The 15,442-nt window shown below is 38.3% G+C and carries 11 protein-coding genes, 1 other RNA gene and 1 pseudogene; 10 read left to right on the top strand and 3 right to left on the bottom strand.

Features of this window, described 5'->3' with window-relative positions:
- Positions 1 to 3 precede the first annotated feature (3 nt).
- The 5 genes from kdpB to RMO03_RS03080 all read left to right on the top strand — a co-directional run bounded on the left by kdpB (position 4) and on the right by RMO03_RS03080 (position 7,137).
- Entirely contained in the window at positions 4 to 2,022 is a 2,019-nt protein-coding gene (gene kdpB, locus RMO03_RS03100) for a potassium-transporting ATPase subunit KdpB (protein ID WP_309640621.1), read from the top strand.
- A gap of 133 nt (positions 2,023 to 2,155) precedes the next feature.
- Positions 2,156 to 2,716 (top strand): K(+)-transporting ATPase subunit C, encoded by a 561-nt coding sequence (locus RMO03_RS03095; protein WP_309640620.1) that lies wholly within the window; start codon positions 2,156 to 2,158, stop codon positions 2,714 to 2,716.
- A 68-nt stretch (positions 2,717 to 2,784) separates the two neighbouring features.
- The gene (locus tag RMO03_RS03090; RefSeq protein ID WP_309640619.1) at positions 2,785 to 4,173 is read left to right on the top strand and encodes an outer membrane beta-barrel protein; all 1,389 of its coding nucleotides are present in this window, start codon (positions 2,785 to 2,787) and stop codon (positions 4,171 to 4,173) included.
- A gap of 93 nt (positions 4,174 to 4,266) precedes the next feature.
- On the top strand, positions 4,267 to 5,394 hold the full coding sequence (locus tag RMO03_RS03085) for a sensor protein KdpD (RefSeq protein ID WP_309640618.1): 1,128 nt from the start codon (positions 4,267 to 4,269) through the stop codon (positions 5,392 to 5,394).
- An 18-nt stretch (positions 5,395 to 5,412) separates the two neighbouring features.
- A complete protein-coding gene (locus RMO03_RS03080; RefSeq protein WP_309640617.1) occupies positions 5,413 to 7,137 on the top strand; it encodes an ATP-binding protein in 1,725 nt (574 codons plus the stop codon).
- Positions 7,138 to 7,334: 197 nt separating this feature from the next.
- On the opposite strand, the gene RMO03_RS03075 is transcribed toward RMO03_RS03080, so the two are convergent.
- Together RMO03_RS03075 and RMO03_RS03070 are read right to left on the bottom strand one after the other, a co-directional pair.
- Entirely contained in the window at positions 7,335 to 7,703 is a 369-nt protein-coding gene (locus RMO03_RS03075; RefSeq protein ID WP_309640616.1) for a DUF2809 domain-containing protein, read from the bottom strand.
- Positions 7,704 to 7,778: 75 nt separating this feature from the next.
- Complete coding sequence (locus tag RMO03_RS03070) at positions 7,779 to 9,206, bottom strand: L-serine ammonia-lyase (protein WP_309640615.1); 1,428 nt, start codon at positions 9,204 to 9,206, stop codon at positions 7,779 to 7,781.
- A 284-nt stretch (positions 9,207 to 9,490) separates the two neighbouring features.
- Here RMO03_RS03070 and RMO03_RS03065 point away from each other — a divergent pair, with 284 nt between their 5' ends.
- The 3 genes from RMO03_RS03065 to RMO03_RS03055 all read left to right on the top strand — a co-directional run bounded on the left by RMO03_RS03065 (position 9,491) and on the right by RMO03_RS03055 (position 13,455).
- Entirely contained in the window at positions 9,491 to 10,384 is an 894-nt protein-coding gene (locus RMO03_RS03065) for an EamA family transporter (protein ID WP_309640614.1), read from the top strand.
- Positions 10,385 to 10,644: 260 nt separating this feature from the next.
- A complete protein-coding gene (dnaK, locus tag RMO03_RS03060; protein ID WP_309640613.1) occupies positions 10,645 to 12,531 on the top strand; it encodes a molecular chaperone DnaK in 1,887 nt (628 codons plus the stop codon).
- 285 nt (positions 12,532 to 12,816) lie between these two features.
- The gene (locus tag RMO03_RS03055) at positions 12,817 to 13,455 is read left to right on the top strand and encodes a hypothetical protein (protein WP_309640612.1); all 639 of its coding nucleotides are present in this window, start codon (positions 12,817 to 12,819) and stop codon (positions 13,453 to 13,455) included.
- 126 nt (positions 13,456 to 13,581) lie between these two features.
- Here RMO03_RS03055 and RMO03_RS03050 read toward each other — a convergent pair whose 3' ends face one another.
- On the bottom strand, positions 13,582 to 14,631 hold the full coding sequence (locus RMO03_RS03050; protein ID WP_309640611.1) for a glutaminyl-peptide cyclotransferase: 1,050 nt from the start codon (positions 14,629 to 14,631) through the stop codon (positions 13,582 to 13,584).
- An 87-nt stretch (positions 14,632 to 14,718) separates the two neighbouring features.
- On the opposite strand from RMO03_RS03050, the gene ffs reads away from it, so the two are divergent.
- An RNA gene (gene ffs, locus RMO03_RS03045) (signal recognition particle sRNA small type) lies at positions 14,719 to 14,817 on the top strand.
- Between the two features lie 89 nt (positions 14,818 to 14,906).
- Positions 14,907 to 15,442 (top strand): annotated as a pseudogene (locus RMO03_RS03040) (chloromuconate cycloisomerase); the annotation flags it as partial.

Raw genomic sequence — 15,442 nt, 5'->3', positions numbered from 1 at the left:
ATCATGAGTACATCTCAAAATAATTTGTTTCAAAAAGAGTTGGTCAACGAAGCATTCAAACAATCTTTCGTAAAACTCAATCCCAAAATAATGTTCAAAAATCCTGTAATGTTTACAGTCGAAATTGGAACAATCGTCATGTTTTTTGTATGCCTTTGGATTTTATCCGGTGAAGGATCACAGGGAAGTTTTGCTTATAATTTCACCATTTTTTCAGTGCTGTTTATCACGTTGCTTTTTGCCAATTTTGCCGAAGCTATTGCAGAAGCCAGAGGAAAAGCGCAAGCCGACAGTTTAAGAAAAACCCGTGAAGAAACACCAGCCAAATTAGAAAACGGGCAAATCATTTCATCTTCACAATTGAAAAAAGGTGACATCTTTGTTTGCGAATCGGGCGATATCATTGCCACCGATGGTGAAATTATTGAAGGTCTTGCGACTATTGATGAAAGTGCCATCACTGGTGAAAGTGCACCTGTAATTCGTGAAGCTGGAGGCGATAAATCATCCGTAACCGGAGGAACAAAAGTACTTTCAGATAGAATAAAAGTAATCGTTAGTTCCGAACCAGGTGAAAGTTTTCTAGACAAAATGATTGCTTTGGTAGAAGGAGCAAGCCGACAAAAAACGCCAAACGAAATCGCATTAACCATTTTATTGGCTGGATTTACGTTGGTGTTTATCATCGTAACCGTTACGCTAGCGCCGTTTGCAAAATATGCTAATACACCCATTACCATTGCGGCTTTCATCTCACTTTTTGTGTGTTTAATTCCAACCACAATTGGCGGATTATTATCTGCCATCGGAATTGCCGGAATGGACAGAGCCTTACGAGCCAACGTCATCACCAAATCAGGAAAAGCCGTAGAAACTGCCGGCGATATTGATGTGTTGCTTTTGGATAAAACAGGAACCATCACTATCGGAAACAGAAAAGCCACTGCATTTTATCCAACCAAAGGAATTTCACAAGAGGATTTTGTAAAATCGGCGGTGTTGAGTTCACTAGCCGATGATACGCCCGAAGGTAAAAGTATAGTGGAATTAGCAGGCGTTGACGTAGCCAACAAATTATCCATTGAAGGTGCTACTTTAATTAAGTTTACTGCTGAAACCAGAACGTCAGGTGTGGTTTTGAAAGACGGAACCAACATCCGAAAAGGGGCACAAGATGCTGCCAAAAATATAGCACATCAAGCAGGAAATGCTTTTCCAGAAGATACAACCCAAAAGGTAATTGACATTTCTTCAAACGGAGGAACGCCGTTGGTGGTGATAAAAAACAACGAAGTACAAGGCGTTATCGAATTGCAAGACATCATCAAAACCGGAATGAAAGAACGTTTTGAGCGTTTGCGTAAAATGGGAATCAAAACCGTGATGGTTACTGGAGATAATCCATTGACAGCCAAATTTATTGCAGAGAAAGCCGGTGTTGATGATTTTATTGCCGAGGCCAAACCCGAAGATAAAATGAATTACATCAAAAAAGAACAAGCCGAAGGCCGATTGGTAGCCATGATGGGCGACGGAACGAATGATGCTCCGGCATTGGCTCAAGCAAATGTTGGTGTAGCGATGAACAGCGGAACGCAAGCCGCCAAAGAAGCCGGAAACATGGTCGATTTAGACAATGACCCAACCAAACTAATCGAAATTGTAGAGATTGGAAAACAATTGTTAATGACAAGGGGAACACTAACCACGTTCTCAATTGCGAATGATGTAGCCAAATATTTCGCGATTATTCCAGCATTGTTTATCACAGCGATTCCAGCCTTACAAGGGTTGAATATTATGGGATTGCACAGTCCCGAAAGTGCCATTTTATCCGCAGTGATTTTCAATGCGATTATTATTCCGTTCTTGATTCCGTTGGCGTTGCGAGGAGTGGCTTACAAACCTATTGGTGCGTCTGCATTACTTCGAAGAAACTTATTTATTTATGGTTTGGGAGGCGTTATCATTCCGTTTGTTGGAATCAAATTAATCGATTTGGCTGTCTCCATTTTTGTTTAAATAAAAACTTTGTGTCTTACCGCCTTCGTGGCAAAAAAATAACATCATGAAATGAGCGTAACAGAAATGTGACCTCAACCCAAATAAAATAAGCGAATTACATAATACCATTAAAAATCAATAAAATAGAATTATGAAAGAAAATATCATCCCCGCAATTCGACTCACACTTTTTTGCGCCGTCTTTTTCTCCGGAATCTACACGTTAAGCATTTTCGGAATAGCACAATTCGCACCCAATCAGGGAAAAGGTGAAATCGTTTCAGTTAATGGAAAAAAGCATCATATCAATGTAGCTCAAAAATTTACAGGCAATCAATATTTTTGGTCACGACCATCGGCTGTAGATTATAATGCCGCAGGTTCAGGTGGAAGCAACAAAGGAACCAACAATCCTGATTACTTAGCCGAAGTGAATACCAGAATCGATACCTTTTTGTTGAAAAACCCAACAGTAAAGCGAAGTGAAATACCGTCAGATTTGGTCACCGCTTCAGGAAGTGGTATCGATCCCAATATTTCTGTTGAAGGTGCCAATGTGCAAGTCGACAGAATCGCCAAAACAAGAAATCTCGATAAACAAAAGGTTTTGGAATTGGTAGCAAAAAATACAGAAAAACCACTTTTAGGAATGCTTGGCACACAGAAAATTAATGTTCTGAAACTCAACATTGCCTTAGATCAATTAAAATAAACAAACCATTATAAACAATCCTCATGAAATCATCGATTCACGAATACCAAAATTTAAAATTTAAAAAAATGAGAAAAAAAATTACAACAATAGCTTTAGCTTTTATCGGACTGTCTTCATACGCACAAACCGATACAATCTCAAAAAAAACAGCTAAAATTCCATTTGAAAACATGGATTTAACCTGGATTAATGGGCAAAACCGTCAAAAGAATTTTCCATTAACTTTAAAAGATGCCGATGGTGAAACCATCCTTACCGGAGTGACTTATCTCGACACTTATTACAATTACAACTTTGCAAATCCTACTGATAATACGCAAACCATTTCTTCTACAATTGGCCGACACAATGAGTTTACCTTAAACTTAGCGAGCGTTGGAATAGAAACCAATTACAAAAATATTATAGGACGTATCTGGTTGCAATACGGGCAAATGGGATCGATTGTTAATGATCTTGACGGTTCGGTGGCTAGAGGAAGAAACACGAGTATTAACAATTTAAAATACATCAGGGAAGCGGCTGCAGGATATCATTTTGATGTTGCTTATGGATTGAATGTTGAAATGGGAATTTTCATGAGCTATATTGGTTTGGAAAGTTATGTGCTTCAGGAAAACTGGAGCTACCAAAGAAGTATGGTCTGCGATTTTACACCATTCTATTTTTCTGGAGCCAGAGTTCAATTGTATCCAACTAAAAAATTCAAAACAGAGTTATGGTTATTAAACGGTTGGCAAACCTACAACAGTTACAGTAAAGGCCCTGGAATTGGTAACTCTAACTACTATCGTCCAAATGAAAATCTACAATTAGTAGCCAATTTCTATTACGGAAAAGACACGCAGAATCCCGATGAATTTGGCAATCAATCCAACCGAATCCGTTTTCACCATGACAATAGCATCGTGGCCCGTTACTTTAAAAACCCAACTTCAAAAGGAATTTCTCAAGCGGCGTTTAGCATCAATTCACATTATGGTTTCCAAAGCAATAATGAAGCAAATGATAAAGTAAAAGCTTCCGAAAATTTTATGATTGGAACTTCCATCGCCAACAGAATTTGGTTCAACAAAAATAAATTGGCTTTAACTTTAAGAGGCGATTATTTAACCAATCAATCTGTTGTGAATGGCGTAAACACTTCACCGTATTTAGCATTTACACCGGCAGCAACTGGAGATGTTCCGAACAATTATGATGAAGCGATTGCCAATGATGAAAAACTCAGATTGTTCCAATTTACTACTACCTTTGATATCATGCCGAGTGATTATGTGACCTTCCGTTTTGAGTATGGATACAGAAATGCATCGATTCCTTATTTCACAAGTTCAGGCGGAACGACTTCTCCAAGTGGATATACCAACGGGCCAACGGGCACTGAACCATGGGCAGCGGAGTTAAAGAAAAACGAAAACAGATTTACCGTAGCGGTTAATTTTAGATTATAAAAAAGCATCATTTGTTTTGATGGCAAAATCCCGACGGTTATTTTTTTAACTTTCGGGATTAGGCTGTAAATGATTATCGCAACAACCATTCATATGGATTTGGAAAAACAAAATAACGCCCAACACTTTCTCGATTTAATTCAGAAATCAAGAAAAGGAAAGTTTAAAGTCTATATCGGCATGAGTGCTGGTGTAGGCAAAACTTTTCGTATGCTACAGGAAGCACATACGCTTTTGAAAAACGGTATCGATGTTAAAATCGGTTATATTGAAACCCATTTCCGCAAAGAAACGCATGAGTTGCTTGATGGTTTGCCTATAATTCCGCGCCGAACTATTTTCTACAAAGGCAAACAACTCGAAGAAATGGATGTGCAAGCGATTATCAACCTGCGCCCTGAAGTTGTGATTGTTGATGAATTGGCACATAGCAACATCGAAGGCAGTAAAAATGAAAAGCGTTGGCAAGATGTTTTGGAGATTCTCGAAGCTGGAATTAATGTCATTTCTGCGGTCAATATTCAACATATTGAAAGCTTAAACGAAGATGTAAAAAAAATCACCAACGTTGATGTTCAGGAACGAATTCCCGATAATGTATTGCGATTGGCTGATGAAGTAGTCAATATCGATTTGACTTCTGAAGACCTGATTGCACGACTCAAAGAAGGGAAAATTTATACGGAGGATAAAATTCAAACGGCTTTAGCAAACTTCTTTAAATCGGATCAAATTCTGCAGCTTCGGGAATTGGCATTGCGAGAAGTGGCAAGTCAAGTGGTTCGAAAAGTAGAGAATGAAGTGCCAAAAAATATAGCATTACGCCACGAAAAACTGTTGGCTTGCATCAGCAGTAACGACAAAACTGCAAAAATTGTCATCAGAAAAACTGCTCGTTTGGCGGGTTATTATAACAGCAGTTGGTATGTTTTATATGTTGAGACTCCTAAAGAAAGCAGCGACAATATTGCTTTAGACAAACAACGGCATTTGATCAACAATTTTAAATTGGCCACAGAACTGGGAGCGGAAGTGATTAAATTGGAAAACACTAAAATCACCAACGCTATTTTAGAAGTGGTCGAACAAAAACAAATTACCACGGTGTGCATCGGAAAACCGCACTTGAATCTATTTAAAGTAATTTTATCAACGACCATTTTCAATAAATTATTAAACAATTTATCGTCGTCGAATATCGATTTAGTCATTTTATCATAATGCATAATTTTTAGTACAATGAGAATTAAAACCAAATTAAATCTAGGCGTAGGATTGCTGTTTGTAGCCATCATTATCCTTTCGTTGGTTAGTGCTTATTCTGTTTTTTTAATAAAAAAAGACACCCAGAATATTCTGAAAGCCAATTACGAAACATTGGAATATTCCAGAAATATGTTGCTATCGCTCGAGGATATTGCATCCAACGAGAATAAGGCCATTACCATTTTTGAGAACAACCTAAAAAAACAAGTCGGAAATATTACCGAAAACGGAGAAGGTGAAATCACTTTGCAACTTCAAAAAAGCTTTAAACTACTCGAAAATGATCGCGATAACGAAGCGCTAAAGAATCAAATTCGTGAGGATGTTTTTGAAATCATGAAATTGAATCTGAACGCCATCAAACACAAAAGTGATGTCGCCAGAAGAACCGCTGATACCGCCAACTTATGGATTGCAGTTACCGGTACTTTATGTTTTTTGATTGCCTTCAATTTACTGGTGAATCTACCCAATAACATTGCCAATCCGATTAAAGAACTCACCGCGAGTATCAAGGAAATCGCCAATAAAAACTACAAAGAACGCGTGCATTTTATGAACCACAACGAATATGGCGATTTAGCCAAATCGTTCAACACCATGGCGCAAAAGCTCGAGGAATACAGCAGTAGCAGCCTGCATAAATTATCGTTCGAAAAGAAACGTTTGGAAACTTTGATTAATAATATGCATGATCCCATTATTGGTTTAGACCATGACGGAAAGGTTTTATTTGTAAACGATGAAGCCCTTAAAATCATCGGAATGAAATCGGAAGACGTGATTGGAAAATTAGCCACGACTTTAGCATTAACCAACGATTTAATTAAATCTTTAATCGCCAACGATTTGGCCACCGACAAGCAGAAAACGCTACCCATGAAAATTTTCGCCGACGGCAAAGAAAGCTATTTCGAAAAACAAAGCGTCAATATTACTATACAACCTACCGGAGAAGATCGAACCATCGATATTGGCGATGTCATTATCTTACGCAATATCACATTGTTTAAAGAACTCGATTTTGCGAAAACCAATTTTATTGCGACCGTTTCCCACGAACTCAAAACACCTATATCTTCCATAAAAATGAGTTTGCAACTATTAGAAAACGATACCACCGGAGCCATCAATACAGAGCAAAAGCAATTGATCGACAGCATCAAAGACGATAGCCAACGCTTGCTGAAAATCACCGGAGAATTATTAGAATTATCACAACTCGAAACCGGAAACATCCAATTGAATATCGATAAAAGCAATCCGTACGACATTGTCAATTACGCCGTCGAAGCCGTAAAAGTGCAAGCCGAACAAAAGCAAATTCAGTTGACTGTCGAATCAGAACCCAACCTACCCAATGTCAAAGCCGACAGCGAAAAAACCTCGTGGGTGTTGATCAATTTCCTAACCAACGCCATTCGATATTCTTCTGAAAGCAGTAAGATTGTGGTGCATCTCAAGAAGGTCGACAACCAAATTGCGTTTCAAGTCGTCGATACCGGAAAAGGAATCGACAAACAATACAAGTCCAAAGTTTTTGATAAATATTTTCAGATTCCGGGCAGCCACAAATCGGGCACCGGATTGGGATTGGCGATTAGCAAAGAATTCATCGAAGCACAGAACGGCACCATAGGCGTTGACAGCGAGTTGGGATTGGGCAGTACTTTCTATTTTAATTTGAATGAGGTTTAGGAGCTAATCCGGCTGTACCTTACAAAAAAACCACGTCTTGTCCACAATGGTAAAGTCCGGCAAGAGCTTCCGTTGGTCGCTTTCCCGGCCTAACCAAAGTAATGGACAAGACGCGGTTTTGTTTTTCAGTGCCATCCGGGCTATGATTAAGATTCTAAGATTTTAAGACTATAAGATTCGTTCTCTGTCTTGAAGTCTTACCGTCTTAAAATCTTACAGTCTATAAGAACAGTCATCACAATCCCCAAAGTATAACAAACCAAATCGCTCCAAAGGAAACCTTGTCCCAAAGCATAATGTCCGAGAGGTGTATTTCTAATCGCAACAAGCCATTCTGCATTATAGAGCTGCTGCAATTCGATAAGATAACAGAAGAGTAAAGGGAAAATAATTTTCTTGAGATTGCTACCATTAATGAAAAGCAAACGGCAACCAAAATAAACCATCACGGCATATAAAATGTCACCAATAAATAATGGAATCGCATTGATTTTTCTTGATAAAATACCAAGCAATACCACTAACAATGTGATTAAGAAATAGAAAATACGAGTGTTTCTTAGCATTTTTTTGACTTTAAGATTTTAAGACTATAAGATCAAATCTTATAATCCTGTAGTCTTATAATCTCACAATCTCTTCTAACAATCCGCCATATTCACCGCCACCGCCAAACCACCCTCCGAAGTTTCCTTATATTTCGAATTCATGTCTTTGGCCGTTTGCCACATCGTATCGATGACTTTGTCTAAAGGCACTTTGGCGTTTTTAGCGTCAGTTTCCATGGCGAGTTCTGCTGCATTAATCGCTTTAATCGCGCCCATAGTGTTTCGCTCAATACAAGGAATTTGAACCAATCCACCAATCGGATCGCAAGTTAGACCAAGATGATGTTCCATCGCAATTTCGGCTGCCATCAACACTTGATCCGGTGTTCCGCCCATCACTTCCGTTAAAGCTGCGGCTGCCATCGCGGAAGAAACGCCAATTTCAGCTTGACATCCGCCCATCGCTGCGGAAATCGTAGAACCTTTTTTGAAGATGCTACCAATTTCACCCGCAACCATCAAGAATTGTTTGATTTCTTTTTCGCCTGCCTCGTGGTTTTCAATCACTAAATAATACATTAAAACGGCTGGAATCACACCGGCGCTTCCGTTGGTTGGGGCAGTAACAACACGGCCTAAAGCGGCATTGACTTCATTAGTAGCCAAAGCAAAACACGAAACCCATTTGAGGATTTGACGGAATTTGACTTCCGTTTTTCGAATGCATTCAAGCCATTCTTGTGGCGTGTTGTAGTTCGCCAATCCAATCAAGTTTTGATGCATGTCGAAAGCACGGCGGCGTACGTTGAGTCCACCCGGAAGTATGCCTTCAGAATGACATCCAATAAACATACATTCGAGCATCGTGTTCCAAATGCGCATGAGTTCATGATTGATATCGGCTTCGGTGCGCATCGATTTTTCGTTTTCAAAAACGATTTCCGAAATCGATTTATTTTCTTGTATGGTATAATTTAAAAGTTCTTCTGCATTTTGAATTGGGAACGGAAAAGTACGTTTGATTTCTAATTTTTTCTTCGCATTCGGGCGATCTTCCTTCACGACAAATCCGCCGCCGATAGAATAGAAGGTAGCGGTGTATTGGGAATTATCTTCGAGATAGGCTGTGAATGTTAATCCGTTGGCATGAAACGGCAGGAAGTTTTTATTGAAGACAATATCCATTAAAAAGGAGAAAGGAATTTTATGTTCGTTACCTAAATTAATTTCGTTGCTGTCTTCAATTTCTTTGATGATTTCGGCGATGTTTTGCACGGGAATGTATTCGGGATCTTGTCCACTGAGTCCTAACATGATGGCCAAATCGGTGGCGTGACCTTTTCCGGTTAGGGAAAGTGAACCGTATAAATCAATCCTGATTTGGTTGGTTTTGGGCAGTAGGTTTTCATTACGCAATTCACCAAGAAAACGTTCCGCAGCGCGCCAAGGCCCGAGTGTGTGGGAGCTTGACGGACCGACGCCAATTTTGAGCATGTCGAAAACGGAAATGCATTCTTCCATAAGAGTAGATTTGTATGACAAATATAATTGAATGGTTGTATAAAATGAAAGAATGGGTTTTTAAAATTGAGGAATTGTGATTTTTGGGTTTTGATTTTGAGGATTGTCTAATTTTTGGCTCGCAAAGACGCAAAGACGCAAAAGGAAATTCTTTAAAGCATAACGGTTATTGAACTCGGATAACACAGATTTTACAGATTGTCGCGGATTTTTATGTAATTCTTAACAACCCAAAACCAAACAATTTTATTCTTAGAAACTACTTTTGCAGCAAAATAGTGACCATGCAATTCAATAAGTATTACCTGTCTGCCTTTTCGTCTTTTGTTATTTGGGGTTTTTTTAGTTTGGCTTTGAAACCGCTCAAAGATTACGCTTCCTTAGATATTCTATTTTACAGGATTTTTTTAGCAACTGTTTTATTGTTGGTTATTAATCTGATTTTTAGAAAAAAGGAAGTTCAGAATGATGTTGCTGTTTTTAAAAGTTTGGAGAAACCGGTTCGAAATAAAATGATTTTTCTAACCATTGTAGGTGGTTTTTTATTGACTGTGAATTGGTTTCTTTTTATCTACGCCATCAATCATGTCAGTTTGCAGTCGGCTTCGTTCGCGTATATGATCTGTCCGATTTTGACCACTATTTTAGCTTATTTTATTTTAAAAGAAAAACTTAGTCGATGGCAATGGTTTTCTGTGGCACTTTGTGTGGTCAGTTGTGCGATACTGTCGTACGGACACATTACGGATTTGATTTATAGTTTGGTGATTGCGTTTTCTTTTGCGTTGTATTTAATCAGTCAAAGGAAAAACAATCAGTTCGATCGATTTGTGATTCTGACCGTTCAAATGCTGATTGCTTCGTTGGTAATTCTTCCTTTTTTTCCTGTGTATAGCGACACGGTTCCTACAGCGAGTTTGTTTTATGTCTTGCTCGTGGTGATTGTAGTGGTTTTTACAATCATTCCTTTGTATTTGAATTTGTATGCTTTGAAAGGCATGAATTCTTCGGCTGTTGGGATTTTGATGTATACGAATCCATTGATTCATTTCTTTTTGGCGGTGTATTATTTTAAGGAAGAAGTGCAGGTTACTCAGATTGTTTCGTATTCGTTGATTTTGATTTCGATTGTGGTTTTTAATGAGCGGCTGTTGTTTGGAAGAAAAGTTAGACTGTAAGACTGTAAGATTTTAAGACTGTAAAATCGAATCTTATAATCTTACAGTCTCACGATCTTACAGTCCTAGCCCGGATTGGAGGGAAAATCCTTTTTTGCAAAAAAAGATTTGGAAGGAAAGCCGGAAACAGCTCCTGAAAAATGACATCATGTCAGATTTATTGAATAGAAACTGACAATTTATTAAGCCTTTTTTGGTTGGCACAGTGATTGACTAATGCGCGCCGAGTTGAATTAATATAAAAACTAAAAAATATAAAAATGGGTAAAATAATTGGAATTGATTTAGGTACGACGAACTCTTGCGTTTCTGTAATGGAAGGTAACGAAGCAGTAGTAATCCCGAATTCAGAAGGAAAAAGAACCACACCATCGATCATTGCATTTGTGGAAGGTGGCGAAATTAAAGTAGGAGATCCTGCAAAAAGACAAGCGGTGACGAATCCTACCAAAACGATTGCTTCGATCAAGCGTTTTATGGGACATACGTTTTCTGAAACTACAGGTGAAGCGAAAAGAGTTCCTTATTCAGTTGTAAAAGGCGACAACAATACACCACGTGTGGATATTGATGGACGTTTGTATACAGCACAGGAATTGTCTGCGATGACACTTCAAAAAATGAAAAAAACAGCGGAAGACTATTTAGGTCAAACCGTTACTGAAGCGGTTATTACTGTTCCGGCTTACTTCAACGATGCACAACGTCAGGCTACGAAAGAGGCTGGTGAGATTGCAGGTTTGAAAGTAATGAGAATCATCAACGAACCAACGGCTGCGGCTTTGGCTTACGGATTGGATAAAAAAGGCGTGGATCAAAAAATTGCAGTTTACGATTTAGGTGGTGGTACTTTTGATATTTCTATCTTGGAATTAGGAGATGGTGTATTTGAAGTATTATCTACAAACGGTGACACACACTTAGGTGGAGATGATTTTGACCAAACGATCATTGATTGGTTGGCAGATGAATTCAAAGCGGAAGAAGGAATCGATTTGCGTTTGGATCCAATGTCATTGCAACGTATTAAAGAAGCGGCTGAAAAAGCGAAAATCGAATTGTCATCTTCAGCGGAAACTGAAATCAATTTGCCTTACGTTACAGCTACAGCTTCAGGACCAAAACACTTGGTAAAAAAATTAACAAGAGCGAAGTTCGAGCAATTGTCAGACACGTTGGTAAAACGTTCTATGGCACCGGTTGCTAAAGCGTTGAAAGATGCAGGTTTATCAACTTCTGATATTGATGAAGTAATCTTAGTAGGTGGTTCTACGCGTATGCCAAGAATTGCAGATGAAGTTGAAAAATTCTTCGGTAAAAAAGCATCAAAAGGAGTAAACCCTGATGAGGTTGTAGCGATTGGAGCTGCAATTCAAGGTGGTGTTTTATCTGGAGATGTGAAAGATGTATTGTTGTTAGACGTTACACCTTTATCGTTAGGAATTGAAACTATGGGTGGCGTTTTGACCAAATTGATTGAGTCGAATACAACCATTCCAACTAAAAAATCACAAGTATTCTCTACGGCTGCGGATTCTCAACCAACAGTTGAAATTCACGTATTGCAAGGTGAAAGAGCGATGGCTACGGATAACAAAACCATTGGTCGTTTCCACTTAGACGGGATTCCACCAGCTCCAAGAGGTGTTCCTCAGATTGAAGTAACTTTCGACATCGATGCTAATGGTATCATCAAAGTTTCTGCTACTGATAAAGGAACTGGAAAATCTCACGATATCCGTATTGAAGCTTCTTCAGGATTGACTGCAGAAGAAATCGAAAGAATGAAAAAAGATGCAGAAGCGAATGCCGACAGCGATAAAGTAGCAAAAGAACGTGTTGAAAAACTCAATGAAGCGGACAGCATGATTTTCCAAACGGAAAGCCAGCTCAAAGAATTGGGTGAGAAATTATCTGATGATCACAAAACGGCGATTGAATATGCGTTGAATGAATTGAGATTGGCGCACCAAAATCAGGATTTAGCTGCAATTCAAACCGGTTTGGATAACATCAATGCTGCTTGGAAAACTGCTACTGAAGCTATGTACGCGCAAGGAGAACAAGGTCAACCGCAAGATGCACAACCACAAGCGGATGCTCAAGGCGATAATACGCAAGATGTAGAATTTGAAGAGGTTAAATAAATAGGGCCGAGCGTTAAAAAACAGTTCAGTGAACTGTTTAACTTCGTTCAGTTCGGCTAAAGCCTCGGGTTAGCGAAGGAGCCAGGAGGCGTGAAGGCCTTCAGGGTTAAATAATGAAAGCCGGATTAGCAATAATCCGGCTTTTTTATGCGTTATCAGTTTACCTTTAGTTTGTAACCACCTAGATTCATAGGTTATTTCCCCCAGATTTATTTTCTATGTTTCTATGTGGTTATTTTTTAAGTAATTTATTTTTGTAATTTTCGGCAACAAAAAAACCAAATCATGAAATCAAAGATTCACGAATACAAAAAAAAATATAAAAGCATGAGTAAAAAATACATTCTCATCATTGCCTTAATTTTCACGACAACAGCAACGTTCAGCCAGAAAAAGAAACCTGTAAAAACGGCCACTTCATCAGCCTTGGCGAAAGTCAATAATCTTTCTGTGGAGTTGATTAAAAACAACCTCTATCTTTTTGTAAACAATAAAGCAAAAAAAGACACCATGCTGCTTAAAACTTATGCAGGAAATGCTGCGCCGACCGATTGTAAAATCACACCGTTTACAGCCAAAGGAACGCCATTGCATTTGATTTCTTGGTCAGAAAGTAGTATCACGGAAACCAAAGAAAGAACCGAAAATAAAGTGATGGTTTATTCTGAAATTTGGAATACTGCGACAAAAACAAAACCGCTAGCCAATATCCAAACTACGACGAATATTAAAGAAATACAGTGGTTAGACAAACTCAAAAATGCGTCACAAACCGTCGAGAAAAAACGAAACGAAGGTTTTGAATTTGCCTTAACCAAAGAAGGCGATGTGAAACTCAAAAACAAACAAGGAGAAACGAATATGGTTTACAATGCGAGTAGTAATGTGTATCAGAATGCGAAGGATATCGTGAAGAAAAAATAGTTGGCAGTGGTCAGAAAATTAGTGGTCAGTTGCTTTGTGTAATAGAAAAAGCGGTTCCAAATTAGAACCGCTTTTTTATTTTTATATCGGGCGTAACTGAACACTATTCAACTGCCAACTGACCACTTACCTCACCCTAATCTCAAACATCTTATCCCAATTTTTCCCTGTCACGAAGATCGTTTTGGTTTTTGGGTTGTAAGCGATTCCATTTAAAACTTCCGCAGTTCTATTGGTGATTTTTGTTCTTAAACCGGTCAAGTTTAATACACCTTCTACGGCTCCAGTTGTTGGATTAATCACTGCAATGGCATCTTTCTGCCAAATGTTGCCGTATATTTTTCCGTCAATCCACTCGAGTTCGTTGATGCTTTTGATTTTGCTGCTGTTCGTATATACATTCACATAATCCACCATTTTCTGCGTTTCAGGATCCATCTTCCAGATTTTTTCCGTGCCGTCGGATTGGTAAATGTTTTTGCCATCGTTCGTCATACCCCAACCTTCAATCTTTTTGTCGAAAGGAAACGTTTTGAGTTTCTTCAACGAATTCGCGTCGTATATAAAACCAACATTCGATTGCCAAGTCAATTGATAAATCTTGTTGTTGATGACCGTTATGCCTTCACCAAAATAATCATTATTGTCAAGGTTCACTTGCTTGTAAACCTTACCTGTTTTATAATCATATTTTCTAAAATGAGAAGCGCCTTTTTGTCCAGTACTTTCGATTAATGTATCGCGGAAAAACTCAAAACCTTCAGTAAATGCTAACGTATCATGCGCGTAAGTATTCACAATGGTGTAGTTTAATAATTTAGGTTCAACGTTCGAAATCACTTCAATTCTCGCGGTAGTTTCCACATTCTCACCTTCAAAATATACCAAGGCTTTGAGGTTTTGATACCCGAGTTTTTTATCGAGCAAAGGCATCATCACTTTTTCAGCGCTTTTTTTCGAAGCCACTTTCGCATCATTCACATAATAAATAATGCTGTCGATTTTCTTGTTTTGTGCATTTTGTATTTCCAAACCAACCGATTCGTCGGGCGTATATGTTTCCTTAAAAGCCGATGTATTGAAACTAAAAAGGTTTTCATTTTCCTTTTTTGGGTCGTGACAAGACACGATAATCAAGCCTAATAAAATGACCAATAGGGCATTACGTTTTCTCATGATTCAAAATTTAAAGCTGCAATATACAATACAAATTTATATGTTCAATTCTGTTTGCGAAAATACAAAAAGATTGTATATTTGCGCCGGCAAGTCCTACACGACCAGCTCCTGCAAAATCCTCCAGGATGGGAACATAGCAAAGGTATGCGGTTGTAGCGGTGCGATGTAGGTCGCTTGCCATTTTTTAGTCATTGCGAGGTACGAAGCAATCGCATAGTATTATACTAATCTGAACTTGTTTCAGATTTTTTTTTAACTACAACTTTCCTTTAATGAAATTATCTTGGCAAATAGTTCGATTGCATTTAAAGGAGACTTTTTCAATAGCTTACGGCAATTATTCTTTCAGGGAAGCATTAATTATTTCGTTATCCAAAAAAGATTGTAAAGGTTATGGCGAATGTACCGCAATCGATTATTACCAAATAAATTTAGCTGATTTTGTTCAGAAATTGGATGTCATAAAAGCTACTATTGAAAAGCAAAAAATAGTTCATCCAACCGAATTTTACACTTTTCTTCTAACATTAGATGTACCAAGTTTTCTTCGTTCGGCTATCGATTGTGCGTATTGGGATTTGTTTGGAAAATTAGAAAAACAATCTTTTTTAGAATTGAATAGAATAACTACTACCGAGTTGCCAGAATCATCAATAACGATTAGTGTGGCTCCAATAGCGGAACAAATTAATAAAATAGAACAATCATCCTGGACCAAGTTTAAAGTCAAATGCAATCATTTTAATAAAACCGAAGTGCAATCTTTATTGCGGTTGGATAAACAAATAGCATTAGATTCTAACGGCAG

The sequence above is a fragment of the Flavobacterium sp. genome (assembly GCF_031411595.1).
In the GTDB taxonomy this organism is placed as follows: Bacteria; Bacteroidota; Bacteroidia; order Flavobacteriales; family Flavobacteriaceae; genus Flavobacterium.
Note: the sequence above shows the minus strand (reverse complement) of the source record. Positions and strands in the feature narration are given on the sequence as shown.

Excerpts from the sequence above, each read along its gene's own strand:
- kdpB (WP_309640621.1), top strand. The coding sequence starts at position 4 with ATGAGTACATCTCAAAATAATTTGTTTCAAAAAGAGTTGGTCAACGAA.
- RMO03_RS03095 (WP_309640620.1), top strand. The coding sequence starts at position 2,156 with ATGAAAGAAAATATCATCCCCGCAATTCGACTCACACTTTTTTGCGCC.
- RMO03_RS03090 (WP_309640619.1), top strand. The coding sequence starts at position 2,785 with ATGAGAAAAAAAATTACAACAATAGCTTTAGCTTTTATCGGACTGTCT.
- RMO03_RS03085 (WP_309640618.1), top strand. The coding sequence starts at position 4,267 with ATGGATTTGGAAAAACAAAATAACGCCCAACACTTTCTCGATTTAATT.
- RMO03_RS03080 (WP_309640617.1), top strand. The coding sequence starts at position 5,413 with ATGAGAATTAAAACCAAATTAAATCTAGGCGTAGGATTGCTGTTTGTA.
- RMO03_RS03075 (WP_309640616.1), bottom strand. The coding sequence starts at position 7,703 with ATGCTAAGAAACACTCGTATTTTCTATTTCTTAATCACATTGTTAGTG.
- RMO03_RS03070 (WP_309640615.1), bottom strand. The coding sequence starts at position 9,206 with ATGGAAGAATGCATTTCCGTTTTCGACATGCTCAAAATTGGCGTCGGT.
- RMO03_RS03065 (WP_309640614.1), top strand. The coding sequence starts at position 9,491 with ATGCAATTCAATAAGTATTACCTGTCTGCCTTTTCGTCTTTTGTTATT.
- dnaK (WP_309640613.1), top strand. The coding sequence starts at position 10,645 with ATGGGTAAAATAATTGGAATTGATTTAGGTACGACGAACTCTTGCGTT.
- RMO03_RS03055 (WP_309640612.1), top strand. The coding sequence starts at position 12,817 with ATGAAATCAAAGATTCACGAATACAAAAAAAAATATAAAAGCATGAGT.
- RMO03_RS03050 (WP_309640611.1), bottom strand. The coding sequence starts at position 14,631 with ATGAGAAAACGTAATGCCCTATTGGTCATTTTATTAGGCTTGATTATC.